General features: G+C 55.6%; 12 protein-coding genes. 2 read left to right on the top strand and 10 right to left on the bottom strand.

Going from position 1 to position 15,888, the window contains the following annotated elements:
• Window positions 1–49: 49 nt before the first annotated feature.
• From lpdA to tpiA, 10 genes are all read right to left on the bottom strand, one after another.
• Window positions 50–1,447, bottom strand: a complete 1,398-nt coding sequence (gene lpdA, locus TH2_RS14400) for a dihydrolipoyl dehydrogenase (protein WP_008891168.1) — start codon at window positions 1,445–1,447, stop codon at window positions 50–52.
• A gap of 95 nt (window positions 1,448–1,542) precedes the next feature.
• A complete protein-coding gene (locus tag TH2_RS14405) occupies window positions 1,543–2,880 on the bottom strand; it encodes a pyruvate dehydrogenase complex dihydrolipoamide acetyltransferase (protein ID WP_008891169.1) in 1,338 nt (445 codons plus the stop codon).
• Between the two features lie 64 nt (window positions 2,881–2,944).
• Window positions 2,945–4,399 (bottom strand): pyruvate dehydrogenase complex E1 component subunit beta, encoded by a 1,455-nt coding sequence (locus TH2_RS14410; RefSeq protein WP_008891170.1) that lies wholly within the window; start codon window positions 4,397–4,399, stop codon window positions 2,945–2,947.
• Between the two features lie 53 nt (window positions 4,400–4,452).
• Entirely contained in the window at window positions 4,453–5,466 is a 1,014-nt protein-coding gene (gene pdhA, locus TH2_RS14415; protein ID WP_008891171.1) for a pyruvate dehydrogenase (acetyl-transferring) E1 component subunit alpha, read from the bottom strand.
• 558 nt (window positions 5,467–6,024) lie between these two features.
• Window positions 6,025–6,384: an FtsB family cell division protein gene (locus TH2_RS14420; RefSeq protein ID WP_008891172.1), complete on the bottom strand. Its 360-nt coding sequence runs from the start codon at window positions 6,382–6,384 to the stop codon at window positions 6,025–6,027.
• Between the two features lie 316 nt (window positions 6,385–6,700).
• Window positions 6,701–7,972, bottom strand: coding sequence for a phosphopyruvate hydratase (gene eno, locus TH2_RS14425; RefSeq protein WP_008891173.1), 1,272 nt, complete (start codon window positions 7,970–7,972; stop codon window positions 6,701–6,703).
• Between the two features lie 104 nt (window positions 7,973–8,076).
• Complete coding sequence (gene kdsA / locus TH2_RS14430; protein ID WP_008891174.1) at window positions 8,077–8,934, bottom strand: 3-deoxy-8-phosphooctulonate synthase; 858 nt, start codon at window positions 8,932–8,934, stop codon at window positions 8,077–8,079.
• 58 nt (window positions 8,935–8,992) lie between these two features.
• The gene (locus TH2_RS14435; protein WP_008891175.1) at window positions 8,993–10,621 is read right to left on the bottom strand and encodes a CTP synthase; all 1,629 of its coding nucleotides are present in this window, start codon (window positions 10,619–10,621) and stop codon (window positions 8,993–8,995) included.
• Window positions 10,622–10,747: 126 nt separating this feature from the next.
• Entirely contained in the window at window positions 10,748–11,089 is a 342-nt protein-coding gene (gene secG, locus TH2_RS14440; RefSeq protein WP_008891176.1) for a preprotein translocase subunit SecG, read from the bottom strand.
• Window positions 11,090–11,223: 134 nt separating this feature from the next.
• The gene (tpiA, locus tag TH2_RS14445) at window positions 11,224–11,979 is read right to left on the bottom strand and encodes a triose-phosphate isomerase (protein WP_008891177.1); all 756 of its coding nucleotides are present in this window, start codon (window positions 11,977–11,979) and stop codon (window positions 11,224–11,226) included.
• A 341-nt stretch (window positions 11,980–12,320) separates the two neighbouring features.
• On the opposite strand from tpiA, the gene TH2_RS14450 reads away from it, so the two are divergent.
• Window positions 12,321–14,216 (top strand): peptidyl-prolyl cis-trans isomerase, encoded by a 1,896-nt coding sequence (locus TH2_RS14450; protein ID WP_008891178.1) that lies wholly within the window; start codon window positions 12,321–12,323, stop codon window positions 14,214–14,216.
• A 94-nt stretch (window positions 14,217–14,310) separates the two neighbouring features.
• The gene (gene trpE / locus TH2_RS14455; protein WP_008891179.1) at window positions 14,311–15,810 is read left to right on the top strand and encodes an anthranilate synthase component I; all 1,500 of its coding nucleotides are present in this window, start codon (window positions 14,311–14,313) and stop codon (window positions 15,808–15,810) included.
• The last annotated feature ends 78 nt before the right edge of the window (window positions 15,811–15,888 follow it).

The following is a 15,888-nucleotide window of genomic DNA, read 5'->3' on the forward strand; positions in this document are numbered from 1 at the left end:
GGTGATCATACCGGGCATGTCCGCCCGGCACGACAAAATATCTCAAGCTCTAGAAGTGGATCGCACGGCCATAGGCGTCAAGGACCGACTCATGCATCATTTCCGAAAGCGTCGGATGCGGGAAGACCGTATGCATCAGATCTTCCTCGGTCGTTTCAAGACCCATCGCAACCACAAAGCCCTGGATCAGCTCGGTCACTTCGGCACCAACCATGTGCGCACCAAGCAGTTCACCGGTCTTGGCATCAAACACGGTCTTGACCAGACCTTCTGCCTCGCCAAGGGCGACCGCCTTGCCATTGCCAATGAACGGGAACTTGCCAACCTTGACTTCATAACCGGCGTCTTTGGCCTTGGCTTCGGTCAGGCCGACACTTGCGACCTGCGGATGGCAATAGGTGCAACCCGGGATCTTGCGCGGATCAAGCGGATGAACGCCTTTGACGCCGGCAATCTTTTCAATGCAGATGACACCTTCATGCTCTGCCTTGTGTGCGAGCATCGGCGGACCGGCAACGTCACCAATGGCATAGATGCCCGGTTCCGCGGTTGCCGAATATTCGTCGGTATCAATCACGTTGCGATCAACCTTGACCTTGGTGGTTTCAAGACCAAGACCTTCGGTATTGCCGATCACACCAACGGCCGAAATCACGCGATCAACGGTCAATTCCTGTTTCTTGCCGTCCTTGGTTTCAACCGTGACAACAACGTTATCGGAATTGCGCTTAAGGTTCGCGACCTTGGCTTCGGTCAGGATCTTCATCCCGTCCTTGGTCATCATCTTCTGTGCCAGGCCTGCGACTTCCTTGTCTTCAACCGGCATGATCTGCGGCATGATTTCCACCACGGTCACATCCGCACCCATGGTGTGATAGAAGCTGGCAAACTCGATCCCGATGGCACCGGACCCCACCACAACAAGGCTTTTGGGCATCTTGTCAGGCGTCATCGCCTTTTTGTAATCCCAGACAACCTTGCCGTCGGCCTCAAGACCCGGCAATGAACGGGCGCGCGCACCGGTCGCGATGATATAATTCTTCGCGGTATAGGTGCCCTTGTCCTTGCCTTCGACCACGATCTTTTTCGGGCCGTCGAACTTGGCTTCACCGTTGATCACGGTCACCTTGTTCTTTTTCAGCAAATGACCAACACCACCGGCAAGCTGCTTGGACACACCGCGCGAACGCTGGATAACCGCATCCAGATCAAAGGACGGCTTTTCACATGAAAGGCCATAATCCTTTGCGTGGTGCATGTTGCGATAAACTTCGGCCGAACGCAGCAGCGCCTTGGTCGGGATGCAGCCCCAGTTCAGGCAAATACCGCCAACATGTTCACGTTCGACAACAGCCGTTTTCAGGCCAAGCTGGGCCGCACGGATTGCGGTTACATAACCACCCGGGCCTGCGCCAATCACGATTACGTCGAAATTGTTATCCGCCATCGTAGGATCTCCTTCGCCTGCCCACTAATGGTTACAGGTCTTTTAAATTCAAATGCTTGCGGGGACTTATTAAAGCCCCCGCACAACTTTGGACCCTAGAGCAACATGCTCAGCGGATCTTCAATAAGCTTTTTGAATTCGGCCATGAATTCCGCACCGACTGCGCCATCGACCGCGCGATGGTCAACAGAAAGGGTGCAGGTCATGACAGTGGCGATTGCCAGTGCACCGTCCTTGACGACCGGGCGCTGTTCACCCGCACCAACTGCAAGGATGCAGCCCTGCGGCGGATTGATAATCGCCGAGAAGTCCTTGATGCCGAACATACCCAGGTTGGAGACCGAGAAAGTCCCGCCCTGATAATCTTCCGGCTTCAGTTTGCCGTCACGTGCCTTGCCAGCCAGAGCCTTCATCTCGCCTGAGATTTCAGCAAGGCCTTTCGAACCGGCATCACGAACAACCGGCGTGATCAGGCCACCTTCAATGGCAACCGCCACCGAGATGTCCTGTTTCTTGCACTGCAGGGTCGCTTTGTCGGTCCAGATGGAGTTCGCAGCCGGAACCTTTTTCAGCGCCAGCGACACCGCACGGATGACGAAGTCATTGACCGAAATCTTGACACCCTCGCCCGCCTTTTCATTCAGCTGCTTGCGGGTGGCCAACAGATTGTCGAGTTCGCAATCCACCGTCAGGTAGAAGTGCGGAACCTGCTGCTTGGATTCGGTCAGGCGACGCGCGATGGTTTTGCGCATGCCGCTGTTCGGAATTTCTTCGTATTCCGGAAGACCGGTAAGATCCGGGTTCCAGCCAGATGCGGACGGTGCACTTGCCGCTGCCGGTGCATCTGCCGATTTCTTGTCTTCGGATGCGGCGGATTTTTCGGCCGGTTTCGACGACAGAGCCGCCTCAATATCGCGTTTCACGATACGACCACGCGGGCCCGAACCGGAAACATCCGAAAGCTCGACACCTTCGTTGGCTGCAATACGCCGCGCAAGCGGGCTTGCCTTGATGCGCTTGCCACCGGAAACCGGGGCAGCCGGTGCCGGTTTGTCGTCACCAGAAGCCGATTTTTCGGCTGTTGCTGGTGCCTTTTCCGCTTTGGCGTCGTCCTTGGCCGGCGCACTTTCACCGCCACCAGACGTGCTGGCAGCAGACGTGTCTGCACCTTCAAGCGCGCTTTCGTCTTCGTCTTCCTCAAGCAGCAACGCGATAACTTCATTTACCGCAACGTTTTCGCTGCCTTCAGAAACAAGGATTTTACCGATCTTGCCTTCGTCGACGGCTTCGACTTCCATCGTGGCTTTGTCGGTTTCGATTTCGGCGATGACGTCACCCGATTCAACGGTGTCGCCTTCCTTGACGTGCCATTTCGCCAAGGTGCCTTCGGTCATGGTCGGCGACAAGGCCGGCATCAATACTTTTACAGGCATGAACGCATTCTCCCGGTAACGGGGCGGCGCGGTATAACCCGCGACCAGCCCCTGTCCGTCTTACTTAGCGATAGCAAACGGCCTTGGCCGCGGCGACGATGTGGCTGTCCTGCGGAAGCGCAAGCGCCTCCAGGTTGGCAGCATACGGCATCGGAACGTCTTCGCCGGTTACACGGGCAACCGGTGCATCGAGGTAATCAAATGCATGTTCCATCGCGACAGACGCGATTTCCGCACCAATACCCGAGAAGTGCCAGCCTTCCTCAACAGTCACCAGACGGTTGGTCTTCATGACCGAACGCACGATGGTGTTCACATCCAGCGGACGGATGGTGCGCAGGTTGATGACCTCTGCCGAGATGCCCTGCTCAGCCAGTTGCTCGGCCGCCTTAAGCGCCTTGCCCACCATGATCGAGAAAGCAACGATGGTAACATCGGTCCCTTCGCGTTCGATCTTGGCCTGACCAATCGGCAGGACGAAATCTTCGTCGTCAGGCACTTCAAAGCTCTGACCGTACATGATTTCGTTTTCAAGGAAGACAATCGGGTTCGGGTCACGAATAGCCGCCTTCAGAAGGCCTTTGGCATCTGCTGCCGACCACGGTGCAACAACCTTGAGACCCGGGCAATGTGCATACCAGGATGCATAGCACTGCGAGTGCTGGGCACCGACGCGCGATGCGGCACCGTTCGGGCCACGGAACACGATCGGGCAACCAAGCTGGCCACCGGACATGTACAGCGTCTTCGCAGCAGAGTTGATGATCTGGTCAATCGCCTGCATTGCGAAGTTAAAGGTCATGAATTCCAGAACCGGCTTAAGGCCCATAAAGGCCGAACCGGTTGCAAGGCCGGTGAACCCATGCTCGGTGATCGGGGTGTCGATCACGCGCTTGTCACCGAATTCATCAAGCAGTCCCTGGGTAACCTTGTAGGCACCCTGATACTGCGCAACTTCTTCACCCATGACGAAGACGTTTTCGTCAGAACGCATTTCTTCGGCCATTGCATCGCGCAGGGCTTCACGAACGGTCTGGGTTTTAAAGCTGGTATAAGTCTTTTCGTCCTGGGTCGCGTTCATCACGCTCATTGCGCGCGGCTCAGCGTCAGAACGTTCAATCGCACCACTGGCAGAAACCGGTGCGGCATTCGAAGATGCCGATGCCGGGGCTTTGTCAGATGATTCTTCCTTGGAAGACTCTTCTTCTTTTGCCGGTGCGGCGTCTTTCTTGGGTTCAGAGGACGCAGAAACGTTATCAAGTGCGGACGCGTCTTCGTCTTCTTCAAGGATATAGGCAATCACCTGATTGACCGCGACATTCTCGGTACCGGCTTCGATAACGAGCTTACCAATGGTGCCCTCGTCTACGGCCTCGACTTCCATCGTGGCTTTGTCGGTTTCGATTTCTGCGATCACGTCACCGGATGCGACAGTGTCGCCTTCCTTGACGTTCCATTTGGCAAGTGTGCCTTCGGTCATGGTCGGCGACAGGGCCGGCATCAAAACTTCAATCGGCATTGTTCCCTCTCTCCCGGGAAATATCGTTCAAAAGCGGTTCGCAGAGCTTGCGATCACGCGTCGATCAGAATGTCGGTAAACAGTTCGGAAACATCCGGTTCCGGGCTGTTCTGCGCGAACTCGGCCGCTTTTGCGACTTCGGCTTTAACTTCCTTGTCGATGTCTTTCAGACCGGCTTCATCAATGATGTCGCCGTCGATCAGGAGTTTTTTGACCATATCAATCGGATCGTGCTCTTTACGCATTTTGTCGAGCTCGTCCTTGGTACGGTATTTCGCCGGGTCGGACATGGAATGCCCGCGATAGCGATAGGTTTTCAGCTCAAGGATATAAGGGCCCTTGCCTGAACGGCAATGTTCCACAGCGCGCTCACCAGCAGCCTTGACCGCCAGAACGTCCATGCCATCAACCTGCTCACCGGGAATGCCATAGGCCTTACCGCGTTCATACAGATCCGGGCTCGACGAGTGGCGCTGGGTCGAGGTGCCCATCGCATACTGGTTGTTCTCGATGCAATAAATCACCGGAAGCTGCCAAAGGGCTGCCATGTTGAATGCTTCATAGACCTGGCCCTGGTTGACGGCACCGTCACCCAGATAGGTCATGCAAACCTTGTTTTCGCCACGGTATTTGTAGCTAAAGGCAATACCGGTTCCGAGCGGAACCTGCGCACCCACGATACCATGACCACCATAGAAATTCTTTTCCTTGGAGAACATGTGCATCGAGCCGCCTTTACCGCGGGAATACCCGCCTTCGCGGCCCGTCAGTTCGGCCATCACACCGGCGGCATCCATGCCGGTTGCAAGCATATGTCCGTGATCGCGATAACTGGTGATAACACCATCTTCGTTCGATGCGGCGGCCTGCATGCCGACAACAACGGCTTCCTGCCCGATATAAAGGTGGCAGAAACCGCCAATGAGACCCATGCCATACAGCTGACCGGCTTTTTCTTCAAAGCGACGGATCAGAAGCATTTCACGGTAATATTTGAGGAGATCGTCACTGCTCGCCTGATTGTCGGCGCGCGTCGTGCCGCGTTTGCGTTTTGGTGTGGTCGCCATGTTTCCTCCCGGTGGATGGCTATCGCTTAAGCATCATGTATGAGTGCTTAATTCGGTACTGGACCACCGAAATGACTACCGAAAACAGACCACAAGGGCAAGCAATCTAACCTCGATTAAACTGTTGTTTTGCAACGCACAATCACAAATAAACCTGATTTCAGTTAATCTTTGAGTTTACGCGTTTTTACAGAGTTGCAGGATTTTCAGCACCTTGGACGCCTGCTTTAAAACTCGTTCATTCCCCTGCGTCACAAATGCTATGCTTTCGCGGGGATAATACCGCATAGCAGCGCAAAACGGAAAACAACCGAAAGAATGCATTGTATATCAATGACCTCTACTTGGTTTGGCAAAATAGCGCCCTAAACCAGAAGTCAGTTTAAACAACGACTTACCCGTTTGCGATTATTGCTGAACACAATTCACAACCCAAAATTTCTGTCAAACTGTGATCTGGTCAACAGTACAGAGCCATTTTACGCAGGGAAATACGATTGTGCCGCCAGCGGATTCTTTCGCACCAAATCCCTCACCCACTCAAAGCAGGCATCAGGCTCAGTTGGCGTCGGCTGCGGCTGCTGCCGTGATGACATCGCTATAGCCATCATGGTGGAAGATGATCACATCGTCTGGATGGGCGGCATTCAGCATCGCACGTGCCCGCTCATCAAGCAGATCCGGATCAAGGTGGCTGGCACGCAGCGAAAGCACATGCTGTTCAAGCAACTTGCGTCGCTCGGTCGTTTCTTCAAGAACCTGGGTGATCTGGCTGACGCGGTCTTGCATCGACCAGTAATTCAAAAGCCCGCGTTCGCCTTCGACGCTATGGAAGATGAAATACGCCATAACGGTAAATGCGATTACCGGTGCGACAGCCTGTTTCAGGCGAAGAATGACCGGTGAACTGGACGACATTTACCTTATGCCCCTTGCACATCTGTGCGACGTGATGACCAAATATCTCGTTCCGGCTACATAACGTAAAAACCACATACGTTATTTCGCTTGTCTGACAAAGATTTACCATCGGACAAGTCGGGAAAACCGGCAAGATTACCCGCAACCATGCGCATATTCGGGTAAAAATAGAGTTAAGCAATCTGCGCAAAGCTGCGCGATTACGCTCAATTCACTAATCCTGATATTCGAATTTATCGCTTGTCGCACATACAAAACAGGCCGCCTCCGGATAAGGAAGCGGCCTGTTACGCAGTCGAAATATCAGCAGCCCTTACTTCAGGATCGAACGACCCGGGAAGTGTGCACCGGCATCAAGAAGTTCCTCGATGCGGATCAGCTGATTGTATTTTGCCATACGGTCCGAACGCGACAGCGAACCGGTTTTGATCTGACCACAGTTGGTGGCAACCGCAAGATCGGCAATGGTCGCATCTTCGGTTTCGCCCGAACGGTGCGACATCACAGCGGTGTAACCGGCACGGTGTGCCATCTCGACCGCTTCCAGCGTTTCCGAAAGCGTGCCGATCTGGTTCACCTTGACCAGGATCGAGTTGGCAACGCCCTTCTTGATGCCATCTGCCAGACGTTTCGGATTGGTGACAAACAGGTCATCACCGACAAGCTGGGTCTTGGCACCGATGGCGGCCGTCAGTTCAGCCCAGCCATCCCAATCGTCTTCGGCCATGCCGTCTTCGATGGAGAAGATCGGGTATTTACCCACAAGGTCGGCCCAGTATTTGACCATCTGGCTCGGATCAAGCGATTTGCCCTCGCCGGCCAGAACGTATTTGCCGTCCTTGAAGAATTCGGTCGATGCCGCGTCAAGCGCCAGGACAACGTCTTCTTCCGGGCGATAGCCAGCAGCCTCGATGGATTTCATGACATAGCTGATGGCAGCCTCGGTCGATGCGATGTTCGGCGCAAAGCCGCCCTCGTCACCCACGTTGGTGTTCAGGCCATCTGCCGACAATGCCTTTTTCAGGTTGTGGAAGATTTCCGCACCCATGCGGATCGCGTCCGAACAGGTCTCGGCCGAAACCGGCATGATCATGAATTCCTGAACGTCGATCGGGTTGTCGGCATGCTCGCCGCCATTGATGATGTTCATCATCGGCACCGGCAAAGTGCGGGCAAACGACCCACCGACATAACGATAAAGCGGAAGACCGGCGTCTTCGGCAGCAGCCTTGGCCGTTGCCAGCGACACGCCCAGAATGGCGTTTGCGCCCAGACGGCCTTTGTTTTCGGTGCCATCAAGGTCGATCATGACATTGTCGACGGCAAGCTGGTCTTCAGCATCCATGCCAGCCAGCGCTTCAAAGATTTCACCGTTTACGGATGCAACCGCCTTGGTCACACCTTTGCCAAGGTAACGGTCTTCCTTGTCGCGCAGTTCGACGGCTTCGTGTGCACCGGTGGATGCGCCCGAAGGAACGGCAGCACGACCAAAGGCGCCATTTTCCAGGGTGACATCAACTTCGACCGTCGGGTTACCACGGCTGTCAAGGATTTCGCGGCCGCGAATATCGATAATAGCGGTCATGACAGAAACGTTCTCCTCACTGGTAGGAACCATACCTGACCATCAGGCATGCAGGTTACAGCAAAAAAGAATGCCGCCAATCACGTGCTGGCGGCATTTGTTATTTACGCGTCAAACATATCCAGACGAACCGGATTGGCTTTTGCCACCTTGTCCAGTTCCATCAGAACCGAAAGAACTTCGGGAAGCTTGTTCAACGGGATTTGGTTCGGGCCATCGGAAATGGCCGTCGCCGGGTTATCGTGGGTTTCGATAAACAGTGCTGCGATACCCACCGCAACGGCCGCACGGGCAAGAACTGGCGCGAATTCGCGCTGGCCACCTGACGAGGTGCCCTGTCCGCCCGGCTGCTGAACCGAATGGGTGGCATCGAAGACAACCGGATAGCCCTGACGGGCCATGGTGGGAAGTCCGCGGAAGTCCGTGACAAGCGTGTTATAGCCAAAGCTGGTGCCACGATCACAGAGCATGATGTTTTCATTGCCGGTCGCAGCCAGGTTATTGGCCACATTGACCATGTCCCAAGGGGCCAGGAACTGACCCTTTTTGACATTGACCGCACGGCCCGTTTTGCCAGCCGCCTGCAACAGATCGGCCTGACGGCACAGGAATGCCGGGATCTGCAGGATATCGGCAACCTCGGCCACCGCCGCACACTGATCAGGCAAATGCACGTCGGTCACGATCGGAAGCCCGGTGACTTCCTTGACCTCGGCCAGGATATCGAGACCTTCCTTAAGGCCGACACCGCGTTTGGACGTGGTGCTGGTCCGGTTGGCCTTGTCAAACGAGCTTTTATAAACAAGCCCGATGCCAAGCCCTTCGGACAGTTCCTTAAGGGCTGTGGCCATCTCGAGCGCGTGCTGACGGCTTTCGATCGCGCACGGGCCTGCCAGAACGGCAAACGGCTTGTCGTTGGCGATTTCGATATTGCCGACTTTGACGGTTTTAATTTCGGTCATTGCACTGACTTTCTGTCGATCACTTGTGGCTGTTTGTTCTGGCAATCAGATACCAGGCTTATACCAGACGGCTGCGCTCTTTGGCGGCCTTGATATAGGAAACAAACAGCGGATGCGGATCCAGCGGACGCGAACGCAGTTCCGGGTGGAACTGAACACCGATGAACCACGGATGATCCGGATATTCGACGATTTCCGGCAAACGACCATCCGGCGACAGCCCAGAGAACTTAAGACCCTTCTCTTCAAGCTGGCCCATGAAGTTGACGTTCACCTCATAACGATGGCGGTGACGTTCAAGAACGGTTTCGCTGCCATAAATCTCACGCGCACGGGTGCCATCAACAAGCTTGCACTCGTAGTTGCCCAGACGCATGGTGCCGCCAAGGTCATCGTCATCAGAACGACGCTCGACCGAGCCACCATCTTTCGCCCATTCGGTCATCAGACCGACAAGCGGGGTTTTGGTCGGACCAAATTCGGACGAGGACGCATCCTTAAGCCCGGCAAGGTTACGCGCCGCTTCCAGAACCGCCATCTGCATGCCAAAGCAAATCCCGAAATACGGCACCTTGTTTTCACGCGCATAGCGGGCCGCAGCAATCTTGCCTTCGGTGCCACGCTCGCCAAAGCCGCCCGGCACCATGATCGCATCAAGCTTGGACAGGATTTCGTTGACGTTGCCTTCTTTTTCCAGCTCGTCAGACGCAATCCATTCCAGTTTGACGCGTACCTTGTTGGCAATACCGCCATGGGTCAGTGCTTCGGTCAGCGACTTATAGGCATCGGGAAGCTGGATGTATTTACCAACAATACCGATGGTAACCTCACCTTCCGGGTTGCGGATGGTGTTGCAGATATCTTCCCACGGCTGCAGATCGGGTTCCTGCGCCTGCAGGCCGAAGTGATACAGCACTTCGTTATCCAGACCATACTGGTGATAGCTGATCGGCACCTGATAGATGTTGTCAACGTCATAGGCCGGAATAACCGCCGCTTCACGGACGTTACAGAAACGCGCAATCTTGCGGCGTTCATTGATCGGAATTTCACGATCACAACGGCACAGAAGAATATCTGGCTGAATACCGACACTCTGAAGTTCCTTGACCGAGTGCTGGGTCGGCTTGGTCTTAAGCTCCCCGGCAGACGAAATATAAGGAACAAGCGTCAGATGCATGAACAGTGCCCGGCCATCGCCAAGGTCGTTGCCCATCTGACGGATGGCTTCAAGGAACGGAAGACTTTCGATGTCACCAACCGTGCCGCCGATTTCGACCAGGACAAAATCCTCGGTCGCATCCGACATCACGAATTCCTTGATCGCGTCGGTGATGTGCGGAATGACCTGCACAGTCCCGCCAAGGTAATCGCCGCGACGTTCACGCGCGATCACGTTGGAATAGATACGACCGGTGGTGACGTTGTCGGACCGGCGCGATGACACGCCGGTGAAACGTTCGTAGTGGCCAAGATCAAGGTCGGTCTCCGCACCGTCTTCGGTCACATAGCATTCGCCATGCTGGTACGGGCTCATGGTGCCCGGATCGACGTTGATATACGGATCAAGTTTACGCAGACGAACTGTAAAGCCGCGTGCCTGCAGGGATGCCCCCAAAGCAGCGGAAGCCAGACCTTTGCCCAGCGAGGAAACCACGCCACCGGTAATAAAGATAAAACGAGTCATTATCTTGGCCTCATCTCAAAGCACAAAGCCTCGGTTCGATGCCATTCAGTGCATCACGAACCGGGGAATTCAACAATCAAAAATTGAGGCGGCAAGTTTGCCGCCTCAGGTCGTCGGTTAATTTGTTTATCGGGTCGGGGCCGCGGGACCGGTGTCCTCGGCGGGCTCGGTGACCGCAGGGGCCGGTTCCGGCGCCTGATCAAGGATCGAAGCCGGCTGGGTGTGGGTATTCGACTGAAGGGCAAGAATGATGCTGGTGATCATGAATGCGCCTGCCAGGATAGCAGTAGTACGGGTCAGCAGGTTCGCAGCGCCGCGTGAGCTCATCACGCCGAAACCACCGCCGCCGCCTCCGCCGCCGCTGTTACCGCCGATACCAAGCCCACCGCCCTCGCTGCGCTGCACGAGAATCACAGCGATCAGGCCGAGCGCAAGAAGAAGGTGGATTACCAGAATGACTGTTTGCATGGTGTCGAAACTCTTGTCCTAATCAACCGATCCAAACGCAATTCGGCCCGGATCGGGCATAAATTTGATGCGTATTTAACGCGTTTTATGGCTGTTGGCTAGACCATATTAAACAAAATCTGCACCGCAGTCGGTCAGGCACAAGATTCAATAATCTGCCAGAAATCTTCAACCTTAAGGCTGGCCCCGCCGACAAGTGCACCATCGACATCTTCGACAGCCATCAATTCCTTGGCATTCGACGGCTTGACCGAACCACCATACAGAATTCGGAACTCATTGCCATCCTCGAACCGCTTGACCAGTTCAGCACGGATCGCCGCATGCACCTCGGCAACTTCGGCAACACTTGCAGTGCGCCCCGTGCCAATCGCCCAGACCGGCTCATAGGCAACAACAGTGTTTTTCGCGGTTGCCCCTTCGGGAAGCGATACAGCCACCTGCCCGTTCACAACCGCAAGCGTCGCGCCAAGATCACGTTCTTCTTCGGTTTCACCGACACAAACAACGGCGATCAAACCGGCATCATGGGCGGCAATCGCTTTTTTACGAATATCGGTAGAGCTTTCACCATGATCCGCGCGGCGCTCGGAATGGCCGACCAGAACATATTGTGCACCAATGTCGGCAAGCATCGTCGCTGCAACATCACCGGTATGTGCCCCCGATACCGCAGCATGGCAATCCTGCCCGCCAACAGCAACGGCACTCCCGTGGGTAACGCCCACCACGTCCGAAAGAAGTGTTGCCGGCGGGCAGACCAGAACGTCACAGCCAAGCGCCCCTTTTTCTTTCGCCTTTGCCGCCAGGCTTGACGCCAGCGCAAGACCGTCTGCACGCAAACAGTTCATTTTCCAGTTTCCGGCAATCAGGGGACGGCGTTGGGTCATGGGAGCTACCTCGTGCTGATCTGGTTCACATTCTGTCCGTGTATCAAGGCCATAACAGCCAGTTTACGGCTGATACGATTTGTTACAGGACCTGTTTCGACGCGGGTTTTAGCATGCCATGCCACCGGGGCCAAGTACCCGAAAACGTCCCTGACGGGATTTGTGATGTGATTGCAGTCATCTTCTATACAATCGCCTGTTGCCGCTGATAACACTCGCCATTAAGATGCGCGGCAAATTTGCTCGGCCCGTGTCATCTGGCGCGCCGCCTGAGCGATCAATAATGAAACGACGTCAAAGCACGTTTTTGGCGTCAAACCACGGATTGTTAGGCTTATCATATGCTTGCTGGCATTCGCACATTTTCGAAATCAATCTTCGCCAAGATCATCTTCGGCGTGATTGCACTGAGCTTCGTGATCTGGGGCCTGAACGCATCGATGCTCAATCTGGGCACCTCGCGTGAAGTTGCCGAAATCGGCAGCCAACGGATCACCCCGGTCGAACTGGATCGCGCCTTCCAGCGTAGCGTGCAGAATATGCAAAACATGTTCGGACCGAACTTCAACCAGCAGCAGGCCATTCAGATGGGCCTTCTGAACAATACGGTGCAGTCGCTCGTATCCCAGAAGATCCTGCGTGAAGATGCCAAAAACATCGGTATCGGCATCAGCGACGAAGCCGTCCGTGATCAGATCTTCTCGTCTGACAGCTTCAAGGACCCGACCACCGGCCAGTTCAGCCGTGACCGCTTCCTGCAGGCCCTGTATCAGGCTGGCTACACCGAAAACGAATTCATCAACGGTGTCCGTGGCGACATGATGAGCCAGCAGGTTGTAAGCAGCCTGACCAACCCGGCAACGGTACCAGACATCATGGCACGTCAGATCGTCGCTTACCGCAATGAACAGCGCAGCGGTTCGTTCTTTACACTTAACAAGGACGCCTTTGCTGACATCGCACCGGCTGATGACGCGACCCTTCGTGCCTATCACGAAGAAAACGCGGCCCAGTTCACCGCACCGGAAAGCCGCAATGTCACCCTTGCAACGCTGAGTGCCGCTGACCTGATTTCGACCGTCACCGTAACCGACGAAGAAATCACCGACGCCTATGCGCAGCGTGAACCGGAATTCCAGACCCCGGAAAAACGCACCGTCGAACAAATCCTGTTTTCGCCGAACGAAGAACAGACCGCCCGCGAAGCCTATAAGCGCCTGACCGAAGGTGCAGACTTCATGACGGTCGCCAAAGAAGACGCCAACATGGACGAAGCCATGGTCAAACTTGGCCAGTTCACCGCGAATGACATCCTGCCCGATCTCCGCGATGCGACCTTCTCGCTTGACGAAGGCGGCATCTCCGAGCCGGTCGAAACCGCCCTTGGTTGGCACATCATCCGTGTTCCGTCGATCACCCCGGGCAGCACCCAAAGCCTCGATGAAGTCCGCGACATCATTGTTGACGGCCTCAAACAGTTCAAAGCCGAAGACGCCATTTATGATCTGGCGGCCACCTTTGACGAAGAACTCGGTGCCGGCACCCCGATCGAAGACGCCGCACGCGATGTTGGCGCAAAGACCTACAAGCTTGACGGCATCGTCCGTGGCGAAGGCCTTGCAGGTCAGAACGTTGACGGCGCAGACGAAATCAACGCCAAAATCTTCGAGCTCGAAAACGGCGAGGAAAGCTTCCTTGAAGAAACCGCTTCGGGCACGCGTTATGTCGTTCGTGTTGAAAACGTAACCCCGTCGGCCCTGCGTCCGTTTGACGAAGTCCGCGACGAAGTTGTTGCCGCATGGACCGCCGAAGAACGCCAACGCCTGATGATGGAAAAGGCCGAAGAACTGGCTGGCAACATCAACACGTCCGGTGCTGATCTCGCAACCCTCGCCTCCGAAGACGGCGCAGACGTTCGTGAAACCGGCCTGACCCGCCGTACCGGTCGCGGTCTTTCAGATGACGTCAACCCGGCGGTTGCCGCTGCCCTCTTTACCCTTGAAGACGGCAAGGCCAAAGCCGTCCAGACCGGCGAAGACGTCATGATCGTCAAGCTTGATGAAATTCAGGCCGCCGACATCAACACCGCCGATGCCGCACCGGTAAATGACGAACTCAAGGAAGCGCTGAACGAAGACATCCTTGCGCAGTATCTCAACTACCTGAACGAGGAAATCTCGGTCAGCGTCAATAACAGCGTGATCAACGAGCTTTATCAGCCGACCGCTGCAAACTGATACGCATCCAGGGGCGACCGGAAAATCCGGTCGCCCTTTTTCTATCTCAAAGACGCCATCGCCAAACCGACCATGCCCAACCATCGGACAGATCATGGAAATCAAACCGGATTTCACCAGTTTCAAGCAAAACTACGATAACGGCATTTCGCAGGTTCTCTGGACCGCGCTGACCGCCGATCTTGATACGCCAGTCTCGGCCTTTCTCAAGATCGCCGAAGGCATGCCAAACACCTATTTGCTTGAATCTGTTGAAGGCGGATCAGTCCGCGGGCGTTATTCCTTCCTCGGGCTCAAACCCGACCTGATCTGGCGCTGCTTTGGTACCAAGGCCGAACTCAATCGCCGTGCGATGGCCGATGCCGATGCCTTTGTGGCCGAGGATGACGCCCCGCTTGACAGCCTCAAGAAACTGATCGCCGAAAGCCATATCGAACTGCCTGACAACTTGCCCCCCATGAGTGCCGGTCTGGTCGGTTATATGGGCTATGACACTGTGCGTCTGATGGAAAAGCTGCCCGACAGCAACAAGGACGAGCTTGATGTGCCCGATGGCATCTTCATCCGCCCGACCGTCACGGCAAGTTTTGACACCATCGAAGACACGGTAACCGTGGTAACGCCCGTGCGCCCGGAAAGCGGCATTTCGGCTGATGCGGCCTATGATCTGGCCTGCGCGCGGCTTAATGACGTGGTCCAGCAGTTCCAGCGCAACCTGTTTATCGACCGCCGCTCCAAATCCGTGCCAGACACCCTGCCCGACCCAAAGGTCAGCGTCACCGAGGCCGGATTCCACGACATGGTCGAAAAGGCCAAGGATTATATCCGTGCGGGCGACATCTTTCAGGTCGTGCTGTCGCAACGCTACACACTGCCCTATCAGCTCCCGCCCTTTGCCTTTTACCGGGCTTTGCGTCGCATCAACCCGTCGCCCTTCATGTTCTATCTCGATATCGGCGGCTTTCAGGTCGTCGGTGCCAGCCCGGAAATCCTGGTGCGGCTCCGCGACGGCGAAGTCACCATTCGCCCGATTGCCGGAACCCGTCGTCGCGGCAAAACGCCCGATGACGACAAAGTCATGGCCCAAGACCTGCTCGACGATCCCAAGGAACGCTCAGAACACCTGATGCTGCTCGATCTTGGCCGCAATGATGTCGGGCGCGTCTCCAAACCGAGCACGGTTCGGGTCACCGACCGCGAACAGATCGAATATTATTCCCACGTCATGCATATCGTCTCAAACGTCGTCGGCCAGATTGACGAAACCAAATATGACGCCATGGACGCGCTCAAGGCCGGCTTCCCCGCCGGCACCGTTTCGGGTGCGCCAAAAGTCCGTGCCATGGAAATCATTGATGAACTGGAATCGGTCCGGCGTGGCATCTATGCCGGCTGTATCGGCTATATCTCTGCCGACGGTTCGATGGATACCTGCATTGCGCTCCGCACCGCCGTCATCAAGGACGAGAAAATCCACATTCAGGCCGGTGCCGGTGTCGTCGTCGACAGCAAACCGGAACTTGAACACAAGGAATGCCAGAACAAGGCCGGTGCGCTCATGGCCGCCGCCCGCGAAGCCCATCGCTTCGCATAGTTCGCGACCTTACAAACAAAAAGGGCTGCAGTCATCCTGCAGCCCTTTTCTCATGAAAACATCCTGCAGAAAGCTTAG

This window comes from Thalassospira profundimaris WP0211, from assembly GCF_000300275.1.
Classification (GTDB): domain Bacteria; phylum Pseudomonadota; class Alphaproteobacteria; order Rhodospirillales; family Thalassospiraceae; genus Thalassospira; species Thalassospira profundimaris.